15 protein-coding genes are annotated in these 16,932 nt (G+C 66.4%); 6 read left to right on the top strand and 9 right to left on the bottom strand.

The window, feature by feature from the left end; all coding sequences use genetic code 11:
* Positions 1-157: 157 nt before the first annotated feature.
* The 6 genes from htpX to ATI53_RS12200 form a co-directional block, all read right to left on the bottom strand.
* Positions 158-1,048: a zinc metalloprotease HtpX gene (gene htpX, locus ATI53_RS12225; protein ID WP_111550502.1), complete on the bottom strand. Its 891-nt coding sequence runs from the start codon at positions 1,046-1,048 to the stop codon at positions 158-160.
* Positions 1,049-1,129: 81 nt separating this feature from the next.
* Positions 1,130-1,504 (bottom strand): response regulator, encoded by a 375-nt coding sequence (locus tag ATI53_RS12220; protein WP_009504667.1) that lies wholly within the window; start codon positions 1,502-1,504, stop codon positions 1,130-1,132.
* A 138-nt stretch (positions 1,505-1,642) separates the two neighbouring features.
* Entirely contained in the window at positions 1,643-2,479 is an 837-nt protein-coding gene (locus tag ATI53_RS12215) for a hypothetical protein (protein ID WP_009504666.1), read from the bottom strand.
* A complete protein-coding gene (locus ATI53_RS12210) occupies positions 2,476-4,077 on the bottom strand; it encodes an acyl-CoA synthetase (RefSeq protein WP_009504665.1) in 1,602 nt (533 codons plus the stop codon). Before ATI53_RS12210 ends, ATI53_RS12215 begins: the two co-directional genes overlap by 4 nt.
* Positions 4,074-5,246 (bottom strand): acetyl-CoA acetyltransferase, encoded by a 1,173-nt coding sequence (locus ATI53_RS12205; protein ID WP_009504664.1) that lies wholly within the window; start codon positions 5,244-5,246, stop codon positions 4,074-4,076. The genes ATI53_RS12210 and ATI53_RS12205 overlap by 4 nt, the downstream gene beginning before the upstream one ends.
* Before the next feature lie 26 nt (positions 5,247-5,272).
* On the bottom strand, positions 5,273-6,106 hold the full coding sequence (locus tag ATI53_RS12200) for an IclR family transcriptional regulator (RefSeq protein WP_009504663.1): 834 nt from the start codon (positions 6,104-6,106) through the stop codon (positions 5,273-5,275).
* A 249-nt stretch (positions 6,107-6,355) separates the two neighbouring features.
* On the opposite strand from ATI53_RS12200, the gene ATI53_RS12195 reads away from it, so the two are divergent.
* The 4 genes from ATI53_RS12195 to ATI53_RS12180 all read left to right on the top strand — a co-directional run bounded on the left by ATI53_RS12195 (position 6,356) and on the right by ATI53_RS12180 (position 9,936).
* A complete protein-coding gene (locus tag ATI53_RS12195; RefSeq protein WP_111550501.1) occupies positions 6,356-7,357 on the top strand; it encodes a DctP family TRAP transporter solute-binding subunit in 1,002 nt (333 codons plus the stop codon).
* A gap of 49 nt (positions 7,358-7,406) precedes the next feature.
* Positions 7,407-7,889, top strand: a complete 483-nt coding sequence (locus tag ATI53_RS12190; protein ID WP_009504661.1) for a TRAP transporter small permease — start codon at positions 7,407-7,409, stop codon at positions 7,887-7,889.
* Entirely contained in the window at positions 7,882-9,204 is a 1,323-nt protein-coding gene (locus ATI53_RS12185) for a TRAP transporter large permease (protein WP_009504660.1), read from the top strand. Before ATI53_RS12190 ends, ATI53_RS12185 begins: the two co-directional genes overlap by 8 nt.
* Before the next feature lie 102 nt (positions 9,205-9,306).
* Positions 9,307-9,936 (top strand): hypothetical protein, encoded by a 630-nt coding sequence (locus tag ATI53_RS12180; RefSeq protein WP_009504659.1) that lies wholly within the window; start codon positions 9,307-9,309, stop codon positions 9,934-9,936.
* A 44-nt stretch (positions 9,937-9,980) separates the two neighbouring features.
* On the opposite strand, the gene repC is transcribed toward ATI53_RS12180, so the two are convergent.
* The 3 genes from repC to repA all read right to left on the bottom strand — a co-directional run bounded on the left by repC (position 9,981) and on the right by repA (position 13,577).
* Positions 9,981-11,132: a plasmid replication protein RepC gene (repC, locus tag ATI53_RS12175; protein WP_170134565.1), complete on the bottom strand. Its 1,152-nt coding sequence runs from the start codon at positions 11,130-11,132 to the stop codon at positions 9,981-9,983.
* Positions 11,133-11,308: 176 nt separating this feature from the next.
* Complete coding sequence (repB, locus tag ATI53_RS12170) at positions 11,309-12,310, bottom strand: plasmid partitioning protein RepB (RefSeq protein WP_009504657.1); 1,002 nt, start codon at positions 12,308-12,310, stop codon at positions 11,309-11,311.
* A 61-nt stretch (positions 12,311-12,371) separates the two neighbouring features.
* Positions 12,372-13,577, bottom strand: a complete 1,206-nt coding sequence (repA, locus tag ATI53_RS12165; RefSeq protein ID WP_009504656.1) for a plasmid partitioning protein RepA — start codon at positions 13,575-13,577, stop codon at positions 12,372-12,374.
* Positions 13,578-14,436: 859 nt separating this feature from the next.
* Between repA and ATI53_RS12155 the strand changes: the two genes are divergently transcribed.
* Both ATI53_RS12155 and ATI53_RS12150 read left to right on the top strand, forming a co-directional pair.
* Entirely contained in the window at positions 14,437-15,057 is a 621-nt protein-coding gene (locus tag ATI53_RS12155; RefSeq protein ID WP_223865938.1) for an aspartate/glutamate racemase family protein, read from the top strand.
* Between the two features lie 221 nt (positions 15,058-15,278).
* Entirely contained in the window at positions 15,279-16,880 is a 1,602-nt protein-coding gene (locus ATI53_RS12150; RefSeq protein WP_034452203.1) for an ABC transporter substrate-binding protein, read from the top strand.
* Positions 16,881-16,932 lie beyond the last annotated feature (52 nt).

Raw genomic sequence — 16,932 nt, 5'->3', positions numbered from 1 at the left:
CGCCAAACGGATGCGCGGGAATTACCCGCCAATGCCAGCGGCCCAGCGCCCCCAGGGCGACATGCGCCGCGCCCGGTCGCGGCTCCGGGCGCGCGGGCCACGCCGCCCGGGCCGGACCGCGAATTGCCCCGCGTCATACGACTGCGACCCGCCCCCATCAGCCCCAGGGGCCGCGCGACACCTGCCGTGCCGGGCGCGGCGCGGGCCGCGCCGTCGCTCCGGCCAGTTTACGCAGTTCCGCGATGCGGTTTTCGGTCGCCGGGTGGGTCGCGAACAGGCTGTCGCGCGCGTGGGCGTGCAGCGGGTTGATGATGAACATGTGGGCCGTGGCGGGGTTGGCCTCGGCCGCGTTGTTGTCGATCCGCGCCGCACCCTGCTGAATGCGCGCCAGCGCCGAGGCAAGCCACAGCGGATGCCCGCAGATCTCGGCCCCTGCCTTGTCGGCGGCATATTCGCGGGTGCGCGAAATCGCCATCTGCACCAGCCCCGCCGCCATCGGCGCAAGGATCATCATCGCCAGCGTGCCGATGATGCCCATGCCGCCCTCGCGCCGCCCGCCAAAGAACATGCCGAAGTTGGCCAGCATGGTGATCGCGCCCGCAAAGGTCGCGGTGACGGTCATGATAAGCGTGTCGCGGTTGCGGATATGTGCCAGCTCATGCGCGATCACCCCGGCCAGTTCCTCGGGAGAGAGGCTGCGCATCAGGCCGGTGGTCACGGCCACGGCGGCATTGGCGGGGCTGCGCCCGGTGGCAAAGGCGTTGGGCTGCGCCTCGTCGATCACATAAACCGCAGGCATCGGAAGCCCCGCGCGCTGCGACAGATCGGCCACCAGCGCCGACAGCCCTTCGGGGTCGCGGTGCGGCACGGGGCGGGCGTTGTGCATGCGCAGCACCATGCGGTCCGATCCCCACCAGGCGAACAGGTTCATCCCCGCCGCCACCACCAGCGCGATCAGCGCGCCGCCGCTGCCACCCAGCAAATACCCCACGCCCATGAACAGCGCGGTCATCGCTGCCATCAGAACCGTCGTCTTGATGTATCCCATCGCGGTGCACCTCTTGATTGGACACGCAGCCCTATCGCGAAGATATGGGCATGGTTGCGCCCGATGCAAATGCCACGCCGGTCAGGTGGCGGCGGCGCGCAGGCGGGCCGCTTCGGCGGCGATCTGTTGGGGGCTGCTGGGTTTGGCCACGAACCCCGCCGACGGGCAATGCGCGCCAAGCGTATCGGGGTCGCCGTGCCCGGTGTGAAAGATCACCAGCGTGCCGGTCGCCTCCAGCCGGGACGCCAGCGCTTCGGAACTGCCGTCGGGCAGGTTCACGTCCAGAATGGCGATATCGAAACGCCCCGCATCCACCGCATCGCGCGCCTCGCGCAGCGAAAAGGCGCAAACCGTGCGGGCAGCGCCCAGATCCTGCGCCGTCAGCTCAAGATCGAAGCTGATGATCGCCTCGTCCTCAAGAATAAGCACAGTCGCTCCGTCAAAGGCATTGTTCATTCGGTGCGGTCCCTGTGTTTCGTCGCGTGTCGTCGCGTAACTGTCGCATTGCGAACCCGGCACGCAAGCAGGCGGTTCCCTGCCCCGGCACAAAAATCCGGCGCCGTGCGCAACCGGTCACAACGACAGGGCGGCGGATCATCCGGCGCGGATCAGCACAAGCTCGGCGGTGATCGACACCCGTCCCTGTCCGGGGACAAGCGCGCCCGCATACTCCGCCCCGGCGCTGTCGATCACGGCGATGTCGATGTCGGCGCGGGTCGGGCCGACCGTGCCCGCGCGCACCACAAATTCGCTGGCGTGGTCGCGCATCACCGCCCCCCCGGCAAAGCCCGCGCCGTTCAGACTGCCCAGCCCCTCAAGACGCGCCTGCGCCCAGCCCAGCCTGTCGCACAGGCCCATGCAGGTTTCCGCCACGTCCTCGTCCGGACGCAGCGTCAGCGCCACGGCATCCGGACTGGCCACGCCCGCGCCGATGGCGGCGAACAGGTCGAACCCGGTTTCCGGGTCGGCGCGGCGATCGAAATCCGCCCCGTCGAACACCCAGCCCCGCAGCACCTGGCCCGGCTCGGGCATCGTGCGCGGCCCCAGCAGATGGCCAAACCGCGCGCCCGCCGCGGTGTCCCAGCTGCCATGACAATGCAGGCCCGCCCCCGCGCCCTGCCGCCCGACCGACGCATAGGCCGCGCGAATGACCGCACGGCCCCCCTGCCCCTGCGGATCGGAATACCACGCCAGCCGGTCAGGCCGGGTGGATTGCGCCGGGATCACATAATCCAGCGCGGTGCAGCCAAGATCGGTGATGGTCACGAACCCGGACGCGCCCGCAAACGCGGCACAGATCGCGGAGTCCAGCGGCACCAGACCATCCAGCGCGATGTCCACCGCGCGCAATCCCGCCGGAACCGCGCTGACCCGCGGCAACACCGGCGCGCCGGGGTGACACAGCCGCGGGTTCACCCCCGCCCCGGTCATGGCGCGATCACGCCCTGGGCCGTCAGCGTTTCGCGCAACAGCTTCTTGGTGATCTTGCCATAGCTCGTCTTGGGCATCTCGGGCAGGAACACCACCCGGCGCGGCAGCTTGTAACTGCTAACGTCGCCCTTCAGATGCGCGATGACATCCTCCTCGGTCAGATCGGCATCGGCGCGCGCCACGCAAACCGCAAGCCCCACCTCGCCCCAGGTGGGATCGGGCACGCCCAGAATCGCCACTTCGGTCAGGGCGGGATGGGTCAGCAGCTTTTCCTCGATCTCGCGGGGGTACACGTTGGACCCGCCCGAGATATACATGTCCGAACTGCGCCCGGTGATATAGATGAACCCCTCGGCGTCCATATGCCCAAGATCCCCGGTGCGGAAAAACCCGGCCCGAAAGCTTTTGGCATTGGCCTCGGGGTTGTCGTAATAGCCCGCGAACACCGCGGGCCCCGCAACGCAGATTTCGCCGGTTTCAAACGGTTCAAGCTCGGCGCCGTTCTCGTCCTGAACCGACACCTGCATGCCGGTGCGTTCATAGCCGCAACTGCCGATCCGCATCCGGGCGTCATCGACGTGATGTTCAGACGGAGGCAGCACGGTGATGTTGCCCGTCACCTCGCCCAGCCCGAAATACTGCACCAGAACCGGGCCAAGCACGTTCAGCGCGCGCACCTGATCGGCGCGATACATCGGCGCGCCCGCATAGATCACATGGCGCAGGCTGCTGCGGTCGTGATCCTGAACCGACGGGTGCTCGGTCAGCATCTTCACAATCGTGGGCACGGTGAAAATATCGGTGACGCGGTGCGCGGCCACCAGCCGCCACGCCTCCGCCACGTCGAACCTGCCCGGCGGCATCAGCAGCGTGGCGCCCCCCACGGCCGCCTTGACCAGTTGATGAATGCCCGCCCCGTGCGACAGGGGCGCCACCACCAGCGACACATCCCCCGCCCCGGAGCCCGGCATCAGATCGTTGAGATGGCTGAGGATCACGAACGCCAACTGCCCATGGGTCAGCACCGCCGCCTTGGGCCGCCCCGTGGTGCCCGAGGTGTAAAAGAACCAGCACGGATCGTCGCGATCCACCGCCGTATCCGCCACCCGCTGCCCGGCGTAATCGGCGACCAGCGCGTCGAAATCCCCGCCCCCTGCCCCGCCGATGGTGATGACCTGCGCAATGTCGCAGGCGGCGACATGGTCGCGAAACTCCGCCCCCGCGATCATAACGGTCGCACCTGATGATTGCGCCAGATAGGCCACCTCGTCCGGGGACTGGCGAAAGTTGGTCGGCACCCAGACCGCGCCCAGCCGGAAACAGGCCCACATGCTTTCGAACATCTGCGCGCAGTTTTGCGATTGCACCAGCACCCGCGTGCCCTTGGTCACGCCAAACCGGTCGCGCAAGGCGGCGGCAAGCGCATGCACCCGCGCGTCCAGCTCCGCCCATGTGCGCGCCCCGTCGTGCCACAGGATGCCGGGGCGATCGGGCAGGCGGCGTGCGTTGCGGGTCAGGAAATGGCCCAGGTTCGCCACGCGGGTGGTTTGCGGTGTCAGCCCGCCTTCGGGGGGCGTACGAAAGGATACGTCGTTCACTTCACACGCTCCAGAATGGAACAGTAATTGGCCACCGCGGCACCCCCCATGTTGAACACGCCCGCCATGGAGGCGCCGGATTTCTGCATGCCCTCGGGCGCCTCGCCGGCCAGTTGCATCGCGGCCATGACATGCATCGACACGCCGGTGGCGCCGATGGGGTGGCCCTTGGATTTCAGCCCGCCGGACAGGTTTACCGGCAGCTTGCCGTCGCGCGCGGTGATGCCCTCGCGGATCACATCCGCCCCGCGCCCCGGCGCGGCAAGGCCCATCGCCTCGTATTCCAGCAGCTCGGCGATGGTGAAACAATCGTGCGTTTCCACAAGGTCCAGATCGTCAAGCGTGACCGCCGCGCCCTCCAGCGCGCCCGCCCAGGCCCGCCGCGCGCCGTCAAAAGCCGCCGGTTCGCGCCGCGACAGCGCCAGCACGTCATTGGCATGGTGGCGGGCGCGGAACCCGATGGCGCGCTCCAGATCCGCCGCCACATCCGGGTGCACCACCACAAGCGCCGCCGCGCCGTCGGAAATCAGCGAACAATCCGTGCGCCGCAAGGGCTGGGCCACATAGGGGTTGCGGTCGGTCACGGTGTTGCATTGTTCAACGCTGAACGGCTTTTGCATATGGGCCAGCGGGTTGTGGGTGCCATTGACGTGGTTCTTGGACGCGATCATTGCCAGGGCTTCGGACTGATCGCCGTATTTCTGGAAATAGCCCTGCGCGATGCGCCCGAACAGCCCGGCGAAACCGCCCGCGACATCCGCCTCTTCGCGGTGATAGGACGCGCCCAGCAGGATGTCGCCCACCTGCGCCGTGGGCAACGCGGTCATCTTTTCCGCGCCCACCACAAGGGCCACCTTGCCGCGCCCCGCCTCGATGAAATCCAGTGCTGCGAACAGCGCCGCCGACCCGGTCGCGCAGGCGTTTTCCAGCCGCACCGCGGGCACGTTCGCCAGCTCGGCCGCGACCATGCCGGGCAACGCCCCGGTGAAATCCTGCGGTGAAAAGCCGTTGTTGAAACAGCCGACAAAGATCCCGTCCACGTCTGTCGCGGGCACGCCCGCGTGATCCAGCGCCGGGGCGATGACCTCGGCCATCAGGGATTCGACATCCGGCGCCTCGGATTTGCCGAACTTGCTGTGCGCCCATCCGGCGATCTGTGCTTTGGTCATGGTCTGTGTTCTCCCAAGGGTGTTCATTAGGCGATGGCGCGGGGCATGTGGCGGGCATAAAGCCGGGCCAGCCGGGCCTCGACCTCGGTGACGGCGGTATCAAGCTGCGCGGCGATGTCGTGCTGGCGCTCCGGGCCAAGCCGGGAGTCGATGGCGGCCACCGACAATGCCCCCACCACGCGCCCGTCTGGACGGCGCAGCGCACGCCCCACCGCCCAGCTGTTTTCCAGCACCATCCCCGGATTCAGCGCCCAGCCCCGCGCGCGGGCCTCGGCGACGGCGTTGAGCACGGCGGGCTGCGTGACGCGGGGATACTCGGTCGCCAGCAGACGGGCGTTCTGGGCAAGCATCTCGTCGACCTCATCGTCGGGCAGCGCGGCAAGTATCGCCAGCGACCCCGCCCCCACGCCCAGCGGATGGCGAAACCCCACCTGCAAGGCCTGGGTGCGGATCGGATAGGCGCCCTCTTCCTTGTGCAGGCAGACCGCGAACCCGTCGCGGCGCATCGACAGATAGGCCGTGTCGGCGGTGCCCTGCGCCAGCCGCGCGATCGCCTCGTGCGCCATGTCGATCAGCCCGAACCGCTGGGCCGCAAGGCTGCCCAGCACATAGGTTTCCTCGCCCAGAAGGTATCGTTTGGTAAGGGCGTCCTGTTCGGCCAGCCCCGCATGGATCAGCGACAACAGCAGACGGCGCGCGGTGGGGCGGCTTAGCCCGGTGTACGCAACGATCTCGGGCAGCGACGCACCGCGCTGGGGGTCACGCCCCAGCAACGGCAACAGCTTCAGCGCGCGCGTCACGCTTTGCGCGCCCGCCACCTGAGGCGGATCCCGGTCCTGTACCCTGCGCGACTGCGGCATGCTGCTCTCCTCTGCCCGGCCCTTCAGCCGATTAGTCCACTATATGGACACCCCACATGATGAAAGATGATGCCCCATCCCGTCAAGTGCAATTTTTTTATCGCGTATATTCAATGCACTATGCCAAGTATCGGCGACTCTGCCCGAACCGGACACGTTTCCGCTCTTGAACCAAGATCTACTTTATGGACACTCTGGGGCCACGGCTGTTGGAGGATAGCCGATCACACATATGGGGGAGGAAACCCGATGACCATCCTGCGCACCGTCGTCTTTGCTGTCGCCACCGCAGCACTGACCACCACCGCATACGCCGAAACGCTGCGCCTGTCGCACAACACCGGCGATCAGACCAGCTGGCAGAAGGGCGCCGACAAATTCGCCGAGCTGGTCAACGCCGGCAGCGACGGCGACCTGTCCATCCGCATCTTTCCCAACGCCCAGCTCACCGGCGGCGACCAGATGAAACAGGCCGAAATGGTCGGGCGCGGGTCGATCGACTTTGTCGTGACCTCGGCGATCAACGTGACGCCGCTGGTGCCGGAAATGGCGGTGTTCTCGCTGCCCTACCTTTATGCCAACTACGACCAGGTCGACGCCACCACCGATGGCGCGCCGGGCGAAAAGATGGCCGAGATCCTGGCCGAGCACGGCCTGCACCTGCTGGCCTGGGGCGAAAACGGCTTTCGCGAGGTCACCAACAACAAACACCCCATCAAGACGCCCGACGACCTCAAGGGTCTGAAAATGCGCGTCGCGGGGCCGATGTATATCGACGTGATGAACGCGCTTGGCGCCAACCCCCAGCAAATGCAATGGACCGAAACCTTTTCGGCGCTGCAACAGGGCGTGGTCGACGGGCAGGAAAACCCCATCGGCGCGGTCATCATTCCGCAGCGCGTCTATGAGGTGCAGAAATACATCACGCCCTGGCACTACAGCTATGACCCGATCTTCATCGCCACCTCGTCCCAGAACTGGGACAGCTGGGATGCCGACACCCAGGCGATGATCGCCGACGCCGCGCAGCAGGCCATGACCTATCAAAAGGACATCACCCGCGAGGCCACCGCATCCGGGCTGGAAATGCTCAAGGCCGAAGGGATGGAGGTCTACACCCCCACCGACGCCGACCTCGCCGCCTTCCGCGAGGCCACCAAGGCGCCCTTCGACACCTGGGCCGCCAAGGTCGGACTCGATCTGGTAACCCTGTTCCGCGACACCATCGCCAGCAGCGCGGCGTCACAGTAAAATCCACGCGGCGCCCCGGCAACCGGGGCGCCCGACCGGAGGCCCCCCCTTGAAAACCCTGATCGACAATTTCGAAGGCTGGATCTGCGCGATCCTGTTCCTTGGCATGACGCTGCTTGGCTTTGCCAATGTGGTCGTGCGCTACCTCACCAGCTATTCCTTTGCCGCCACGCAGGAACTGCTGCTGACCGGATTTCTCCTGATAACCGTCTTCGGGGCATCCCTCGCCGCGCGGCAGGGCCAGCACCTTGCGGTCACCTATTTCGCCGCCCTGCTGGGCCCCCGCGTCGAACGCGCGATCAAGATATTCGCCACCGCCGTCAGCGTCGTGCTGTTGCTGCTGGCGGCCTGGTACACGCTGGACCTGCTGCGCAACCAACTGGCCACAGGGGTCTCCACGCCGGGGCTGGGCCTGCCCGCGTGGTATTATTCCGCCGCCCTGCCCTTTGCCTTCGTGCTCATCGCCATTCGGACGGTGCAATTCGCCCTGTCCGATGTGCCCGCCCCCGACCGGAGCCTTCACGATGCTTGATATATCCGCCGGCAGCCAGATGCTGATCCTGTTCGCCCTGCTGCTGCTGTTGCGCGTGCCGGTGGCGTTTTCGCTGGGGATGTCGTCGCTATACGCCATGTGGCAGATGGGGTTCGGGCTGGACCTTGTGGGCGATCTTGTCAGCTCGGGCATCACGAAATTCTCGCTGCTGGCGATCCCGTTCTTTATCCTTGCGGGGATGCTGATGGGCACCGCCGGACTGGCCGACCGCATGGTGCGGTTCTTCCGCATCCTGATCGGAGGCATGCCCGGCGGCATGGGCGTCGTCGGCGTCGTCGTGTCGCTGTTCTGGGGCGCGGTGTCCGGGTCCGGCCCCGCCTCGGTCGCCGCCATCGGCCCGATGATCATGCGCGGCATGGTCGAAGACGGCTATTCGCGCGCCTATGCCGCCGCCCTCGTCTGCACGGGTGCCGCGCTGTCCATCGTCATCCCGCCCAGCATCGGGCTGGTGGTCTACGGCGTCATCGCCGAAGTGTCGATCGGCGCGCTGTTCATCGCCGCCATCCTGCCGGGGCTGGTGATGGGGGTGATGATGCTGGCGACCCTGCCCTTTGCCCGGCGCGGCCTGCCCGATACCCAGGGCCGTCTGGCCCGCCAGAACGCCGAAGAGCTGGCGCTGAACGATGCGCCATGGCTTACGCAGCTGTGGCACAGCTTCCGCGCCGCAATCTGGGGCCTGTTCACACCCGTGGTGATCCTTGGCGGCATTTATGTCGGCATCTTCACCCCGACCGAGGCCGCCATCGTCGCCGCCGTCTACGCCATCATCCTTGGCTTTGCCTATCGCTCGCTGACGCTGGAAACGCTGATGGGCGCGGTCCAGGACGCGGCGCGCGCCTCGGCGGTGGTGATGATGGTCGTGACCTTCGCCAGCCTGTTCGGCTGGGTGGTTACCGTCGATGACGTGGTCGGCAAATACTCCGCCCTGCTGCTGAGCTTTTCGCACGCGCCGTTCCTGGTGCTGATGGTCATGGCGCTGGTGTTGCTGATCGCGGGCATGTTCATGGATGCGATCACCATCATGTTCATCTGTCTGCCGATATTCCTGCCTGTGGTGCATGAAATGGGCTGGGACCCGGTGTGGTTCGGTATCTTCCTGTCGATCAACCTGGCCATCGGGCTGTTCACCCCGCCGGTGGGCATCAACCTGTTCGTCGCCGCCAACATCACCGGCCTGTCGCTGGAACGGATCGCAGGCGCCGCACTGCCGTTCCTGCTGAGTTCCGCCATCGGCATCGCCATCGTCGGCGTCTGGCCCGAGCTGACGCAATACCTGTTGGCATGGATGAAATAAGGCGCGCGCTGCGGTGACGTTTCGGCAAGGGATGACCGGCAGACCGCTTGCGCCGATCAGCCCATCTTGCCCCCGCGCAGGCAAGCGATTACCTGCCTGCGCATGAGTCTTCGCATCTTTGTCATGGACGCGCGCGACGACGGAACCGCGCGTCTTTCTCTGGCCTCCCGAGGATCCGGTCGTGGCATCAGCCGGATCGCCTGCGACCTGTCGCAGGCCGATGTGCTGCAACTCGTGCTGTTTTCCGAAGCTGCCGGGCTGCGCGACGCGGTGGGCGATTACGCCCGCTCGACGCTGGATCTGGACGGGCTGACGCTCGAAGACGATCCCGGGGCGGATCGCCTTTTGCTGAGCCGCCGCACCGGCTATTCCGAGCAAACCGCAGAGCTGGGGCGCGAGCTGTTTCAGGCCGAGATCGCGTGCGTGGTCGACATCTGCCTGACCCGTGCCGAAGAAAGCCGCCACGGCGAGATTCTCAGGGACATGATTGCGACCGTGCCGATCCCCCTGCCGCTGTATCCGCGCCTTGATCCCGATACCGGCGACGCGCTGAAACATCGCCTGCGAGAGATGTCGCTGATGCTTCTCAGCGACATCGCCATGACCAGGGGCACCGCTCTGGGCCGCTTGCTGCGGGGCAAAAAGACCCACGGCCAGGCACAGGAAGAGGTCACCGCCCTGGTCGGGGCCCTTGTACGCAGCCTGTTCCCGCGCACCGTCTCTTCCGGATAAGCCATGGTTCACAGCTGTGAACCCGTCGTGTGAGCTCAGGGCGTTCACAGTTGTGAACCGCACCGGGCGGGACGGTTGGACAGCGCCAAGACCATGGGCAAGACGCTGAACGCCCGCTCCTGGGCCTTGCGTGTGAGATGGCGCAGATATCCGCCCGGGGATCGGATTTCCGAGAATCGTTCAAGGATGGCCGAAACCACGACCGAGGCTTCGATTGCGCCCATCACGGATTTCGCATCCTCCCAGGCCGATGCGGAAATGCCGGTCATTGGGCGCACTTTCTCTGCTGCCGTGACCAGCCCGTGCCAACCGGCGATGGGTTCTCCGGCATAGACGGCGATCTCGGTGCATGTCTGCGCGACAAGAGCGAAGGGGAGCGGAGCAGTCGTGACGCGGATGTTTCTGGATTCAATATTATCTTTCTGTGAACTCTGATGGTGCTGCTCATTTTGGCTGTCAGTGGTGACCGGATCGTCGGTTGCGGCCGGATCGAAATCGGTCGAAAGCATCGTCGCGGCGGTGGTCAACGCGCGTTTCAGCATGGTTTCAAGCGCCTCCAGCGCGGGTTCGTCCAGCTTGCGCCGCAGGTCGCGCGCCGCAAGGGTTGCGGTGTCGGACATCTGATCCCAGACGGCATTGTCCGGGTTCCGGTCTTTGCCGAAGACCGCCAGCCCGGCCAGATCCCGACGCATCAAGCTGACCGTTTCGCGCAAGGCGGCAATCCGCGCGGCGGCGGCGCGGACATCGCCGGCGGCCATTCCGATCTCGGCCGCGCGAACGAGCAGGGGGGTCAGATCGAATCCGAAGGCGATCTTGCTGCCCGCGATCCGCCGGGCGTAGCGCTTGCCGTTGGGGCTGTCGCGCCGGACCAGCAGGCCCGCATCCACCAGCCGCGCAAGGTGGCGCCGCATGGTCGAACAGGGCATCCCATGCGCCCGTTCGCAGATCGCCGCGTTCGACGGGTGGACCACAAGCGGCGCGCTGCCGCCAAGCTTGGTTTCGGGGTGAAAGCTAAGGAGCGCCTGCAGGACGCTCAGGTCCCGGTCGCTTAGCCCATAGCGGCGGCGGGCCTGCCCGAGTTCGCGCAGCAACTGCCACTTGTCCACCGGGGAACAGTCTGGGGGGGACATGCGCGACGGGGGCAACGGCGCAGCCTTTACCGGTCGCCCGAAAGGCGTGATGGGGGAATAACCCATGGTCAATTTCACGAAGACAACGAAATACCCGCCCCGCGAATCACTTTGGACTTGCGGGCCGTGGCTCCGGAGACTAACTTGAGGGTGCTAAAACCAAGTCAGGGTCTCGTGGAGCATCGTCTTTGCGGGACTCTTTCCTTGTCGGGCTCGTGCCTCCTTTTGCTCTGCTCGTTGCTTTAGTCTTCCGACGCGTCTTTCCAGCGCGCATGAAGTTCCTGCATGACCGTCTGGGCGTTGTCGTCCAGCCAGTCGGTGAAATCCGTGTCGTTCAACGTCAGCGCCAGCCCCTTGGCCGTGCGCTTGACCGATCCCGCCGGGGTGCCGCCCAGCGTCAGCGCGCGCCGCGCGCCGGGGTCGGTTGTGCGGGGGGGGGCAGGGCGCCTGGGCGCGGGGGCCGTCAGATGCGCCAGTACCGCGTCGAATGCGGCGACCGAGGCGTCGTCGGGCAGGTCTTCGCCGCGCACCATCGACACCTGCGCACTGACATGCGTGTCGTTGGCCAGCGTCACCAGTTCATCCCGCGGGATGCCGGTTTCGTCGATGGCGCGCGCCAGTGCCTCCCAGCGCGGACGGCCGACGCCATGGGCGGGGCCGATGGCCTCGATCAGGTCGCGACCGACCGCCCCGGCGATGCCGATGGCCATGGAAACCGAGCTTTTGGTGACGGTCAGCACCTCGGCCACGCGGGCCTGATTGCCAAATCCGCTATCCACAAGCTCTTGGGCGAAAAGCGCTTTTTCGATAAAAGACAGGTCGCGCCGGGCCATGTTTTCGGTGATCTGCACAGCCGTCGCGGCGCCGTCATCAAGGGTGGCGACCAGCGCGCGCACCTTGTCGACCTTGTCCGACAGCCGCACCGCTTCCAGTCGGCGGCGGCCATAGACCAGCAGGTAGCGCCCGTCTTCGGACGGGTGGCGGCGCACCAGAATGGGCACCGACTGGCCGGTGGTTTCGATGGACTCGCGCAGGTCGTAGACATCGGCCGGGTCGAGCCGGTCGCGGGTGCGGTCGTCGTCGATCTGCGACGGGTCCAGATCCCAGACCCGGTGCCCGTCGACCGCATCGCGTGCCGAGCGCAGCGCACGGTTCTGGGTCATCATCGCGCCGGGCTTCCCCCCCGCGCCGGCGGCGGCGAGGCTGTCGAGCATGGACATCCGTTTCTTGCGCGTGTCGCTCATGGGTCCTTCCTCGGATCTGGCCGCCGATCTGGCCGCCGATGTGGTCTTGGGGCAGGCGGCGTCATTTGCGCCCCCAGGTTTGCTGGATCAGGTCGGCGATTTCGTCGTTCACTGCGTTCAGGCTTTCGATGGCGCGGTCGTAGGTGGTGCGGGTAAAGGCGCTGCGGTCGACCTCGTACAGGGTCTGTTTGGTCAGCCCCGCATCCGAGATCGCGGTGGATTTCAGCATCGGCGCGTTCAGCACCTTGTCGCCATACATGGTGCGCAAAAACGCAACGATCCGTGTCTGGGGCGCGTCGGTGGGTTCATATCTGGTTAACAGATAGCGCATCCAGTCGTGTTTCATGTCGGCGCCGGAGTCGGCGATCACGTCCATCAGGTCGGCGGTCATGCGCAGGAATTGCGACATCGACATCACGTCCAGCATTTCGGGGTGGATCGTCACCAGCACGCCCGTCGCGGCAGACAGCGCCGACATGGTCAGGAACCCCAGCTGCGGCGGGCAGTCGATGACCACCACGTCATAGTCGGAATCGACCTGCGCCAGCGCCTCGCGCACCCGGAAGAAGAACAGCCCCGCATTGCCCTGCGCCAGGGCGCGCGGGGTGTCGTGTTCGAATTCCATCAGTTCCAGATTGCCCGGAATGAGGTCGAGGCCGGGGATATATGTCCGCCGGATCACATCCGCGATGGGCACGGGGTCGTCATAGCGGATGGCGTCATACAGCGTGCCGCCGCCGGCAAGGTCGTATTCGGGCTGTACGCCGTGCAGGGCGGTCAGCGAGGCCTGCGGATCAAGGTCGATCGCCAGCACCCGGTAGCCCAGCAACGCCAGCCGCTGCGCCAGATGCGCGCTGCTGGTGGTCTTGCCCGAGCCGCCCTTGAAGTTCATCACGCCGATGATCTGCATCGGGTCGGTATGGCCGCCATCCGGGGCCACGCGCCGTCCGGGCAGGTAGTCGCCGGGCTTGCGGGCGGTCTTTTCCAGCAGGGTGCGCAGGTCGGCGATGTCCTGCACGGAATACAGCCGCCGGTTGCCTGGCGTCAGTTCGGGCGAGGGCCCCTTGCCATCCAGATGCAGCTTGCGCAGGTAACTGTCGTTGACGCCCAGCAGGGACGCGGCCTCGCCAGAGGTGAACTTGCGCATCTGCTTGCTGGCGTCGGGGGGAAACATGCTTTCGGCCTGGGCATGCAGCTGCGCGGCGAGCCATTCGGAATGCGCGCGGATGACGCTGTTGAGGTCCTCCCGAGGGGGGGTATCTTGCATGTGCCTGTCGCTCTGCTTGGCTCCGGTTGACCCGGGGCGCGTGGTTCGGGGCGCCCGTGGCGGGCGGGGTGCCGTGCCCGTCGGGGGCTGTGCGGCGGCCCGCGCGGGGCTTTGGCCTGGCCCGAGTGGGGGCGCGTCGTGTTCACGGAAACTGGCGTTTGTCGCCTCTTTTCCGTGACTATTGGCGCAAGCGGTGGGGCCTTGCAAGAGTTTTTGCAACGCCGGGCGACCGACGTTCGCGCTGTTCCTTAAATTTTATATGATATATCAATGTATTGATGGGCACAAATGAATCACAGGCGCCTGTGGATAACTGCGCGGCCCGCGGCTGTGTCCCGTCGCCGCCCGCCCCGCGTGCGGGTGGGGCTGGGAAAAAATCTTCGTGGCACGGCGGGTGTCGGGGGCGCGAATCTGCGCGCAGAAGATTTTTGCAGCCGGCATCGTCCGGCGCCGGATCCGAGGCGTGACAGGATCGGATCGCATGCCCCCGACCGGCCCTTGCCGCAGCGCCGCTGTCAGATGCCCGCCGCCGACCATGCCAGGTTTCATGCGCTCTTTCCTTTTGCCACGGCTGCGGCAACTCTGCCCGAAACACACCGCGAAAGGAAACCCGATATGACCGATCCTTGCGCGCCCGGGATGCTGGCGGCGGACCGGGCCATGGCCGATCCCTCGACCGCCGGGCTGGGGCGAGGTGCGGCTCGGGCAGGCTGCGGCGCGATGCCGACGGCTTGGCCCGGCTTTCCGATGCCACCCCGGCCCCCAGTGGGCCGCGCGCTGCGGCGATCGGCAACATCGGGCGCGCGGTCGGCACTGACGACGGCGTCGGGCGGGTGGATGTGACGGACCGGATCGCGCGATGAGACCGCTGTTGATGAACCCCAACAGCAGCGCCGCCACCACGCGCGCGATGCTGGCCATCGCGCGGCGCATTCTGCCGGAACTGATGGGCTGGACCGCCCCCGAGGGGCCGGAAATGATCACCGATGCGGACGCCCTGGCGCGCGCGGCGGTGCGGGTGGGGGGGGCGGATCTGCCGCCCGTGGCGGGGATCATCGTATCGGCCTTTGGCGATCCGGGGCGGGCGGCGCTGGCGGCGCGGCTGACCTGTCCGGTGGTCGGCATCGGCGCCGAGGCCGCGCGCGCGGCGGGGCAGGGCGGGCGGCGGTTCGCGGTGGTGACGACGACGCCGGGCCTTCGGGCGGGCATCGACGCGCTGATGGGCGAAGCGGGCGATTACATGGGGTGCTACATCACACCGGGCGACCCGCGGGCGCTGATGGGCGATGCGCGGGCGCTGGACGCGGCGCTGCTGGCGCAGATCCGGCGCGCGGCGGCGGCGGGTGCCAAGGCGGCGATCATCGGCGGCGGCCCCCTGGGCGAGGCCGCCGACCGGCTGGCGGACCGGTCGCCCATCGCGCTGGTGGCGCCGATCCCGACGGCGGCGGCGGCGTTGAAGGCCCGGCTGAATCTGCGCTGAAAGATACGTCAATTGCTTATTTTGAAAGCACCCTATCGTTTGTCGACCAACAAATAAGCAGACCTTTGCGCGCGCCCCGCTTTGCCGCCGCTTTGACACGTTTCGGGTCTGGTCTCTGAAAAGCGGCGCTTGGCAAAGTCACCCCTGGGGCCTGCCCGAAAAGCGGCGGGACCACTATAAACGCCGACAAAACAAACCGTTGGCTCGACACGGAGGTGACAATGTCCAGATTCTCACGAGGGTTCGCGGCCCTTGCCACGGCGGCTGCCATGGCATGCGGCACGCTGGCCCAGGCGCAGGGCACCCTGCGCATCGGCATGACGGCTGCCGATATTCCCCTGACCACCGGCCAGACCGACCAGGGCGGCGAAGGCATGCGGTTCATGGGCTACACGGTTTACGATTCCCTGATCGAATGGGACTTGTCCAGCGCCGACAAGCCGTCGGTTCTGATCCCCGGCCTGGCGACCGACTGGTCCGTGGGCGAGGACGAGCTGACCTGGACCTTCACCCTGCGCGACGGCGTTACCTTCCACGACGGATCGCCCTTTACCGCCGAAAGCGTGGTGTGGAATTTCGACAAGCTGCTGGACGATTCCAGCCCGCAATACGACCCGCGCCAGTCCGCTCAGGGCAAGTCGCGCATCCCCGCTGTCGCCAGCTACGAGGCGATCGACGATCTGACGCTGACCATCACCACCAAGGAACCCGACGCCACGCTGCCCTACCAGCTGGCCTGGATCCTGATGTCGTCCAGGGCGAACTGGGAAGCCATGGACATGGACTGGGAAAAGGTCGCGATGTCGCCATCGGGCACCGGCCCCTGGAAGCTGGAAACCTTTGTGCCGCGTGAGCGCGCCGAACTGGTGCCCAACACCGAATACTGGGACGACACCCGCATCCCCGAGCTGGACAAGCTGGTGCTGATCCCGCTGCCCGAACCCAACGCCCGCGCCGCCGCGCTGATGTCCGGTCAGGTCGACTGGATCGAAGCGCCCGCGCCCGACACCATTCCCGCGATGCAAGGCAACGGCTTTGTCATCTCGTCCAACGCCTATCCGCACAACTGGACCTGGCACCTGAGCCGCCTGGAAGGGTCGCCCTGGAATGACATCCGGGTGCGCAAGGCCGCGAACATGGCCATCGACCGGACAGGCATGATGCCGCTGCTGGGGGGCCTGATGGTGCCGGCCAAGGGCTTTCTTCCGCCCAGTTCGCAGTGGTTCGGCGAGCCGACCTTTGATCCGTCCTACGATCTTGACGCCGCCAGGGCGCTGATGACCGAGGCCGGCTTTGGCCCCGACAACCGCCTGACGGTCAAGGCGCTGATCTCGCCGTCGGGGTCGGGGCAGATGCTGCCGCTGCCGATGAACGAATTCGTTCAGCAAAGCCTTGCGGAAATCTGGATCGACGTGGAGTTCATGGTCGTCGAGTGGAACCAGATGATAAACCTGTGGCGTGCCGGCGCGGCCGATCCGGCCGTCGAGGGCGCGCAGTCGATCAACTTTACCTACTTCATCCAGGACCCGTTTACCGGGCTGATCCGCCATCTGGACGAAAACCTGATCGCGCCGAACGGCACCAACTGGGGGCATTATTCCGACCCCGAGATGCAAGAGCTGTTCAACCGGATCAAGACCACCTTCGACCCCGAGGAACAGACCGCCGTGCTGCAGCAGACGCATGAGAAATTCGTCGACGACGCGCTGTTCCTGTTCGTCACCCATGACGTCGCCCCGCGCGCCATGGCCCCCAAGGTCAAGGGCTTTGTGCAGGCACAGAACTGGTATCAGAACTTTTCGGGCATCACGATCGAAGAGTGATCCCGGTCACGACACCGCGGCCCTGCCTTTGGGCGGGGCCGTATTCACAGCA

The organism is Salipiger aestuarii (assembly GCF_003259905.1).
Taxonomy (GTDB): domain Bacteria; phylum Pseudomonadota; class Alphaproteobacteria; order Rhodobacterales; family Rhodobacteraceae; genus Salipiger; species Salipiger aestuarii.
The sequence above is the reverse complement of the archived record's forward strand: the minus strand, read 5'-3'. Positions and strand labels throughout refer to the sequence as shown.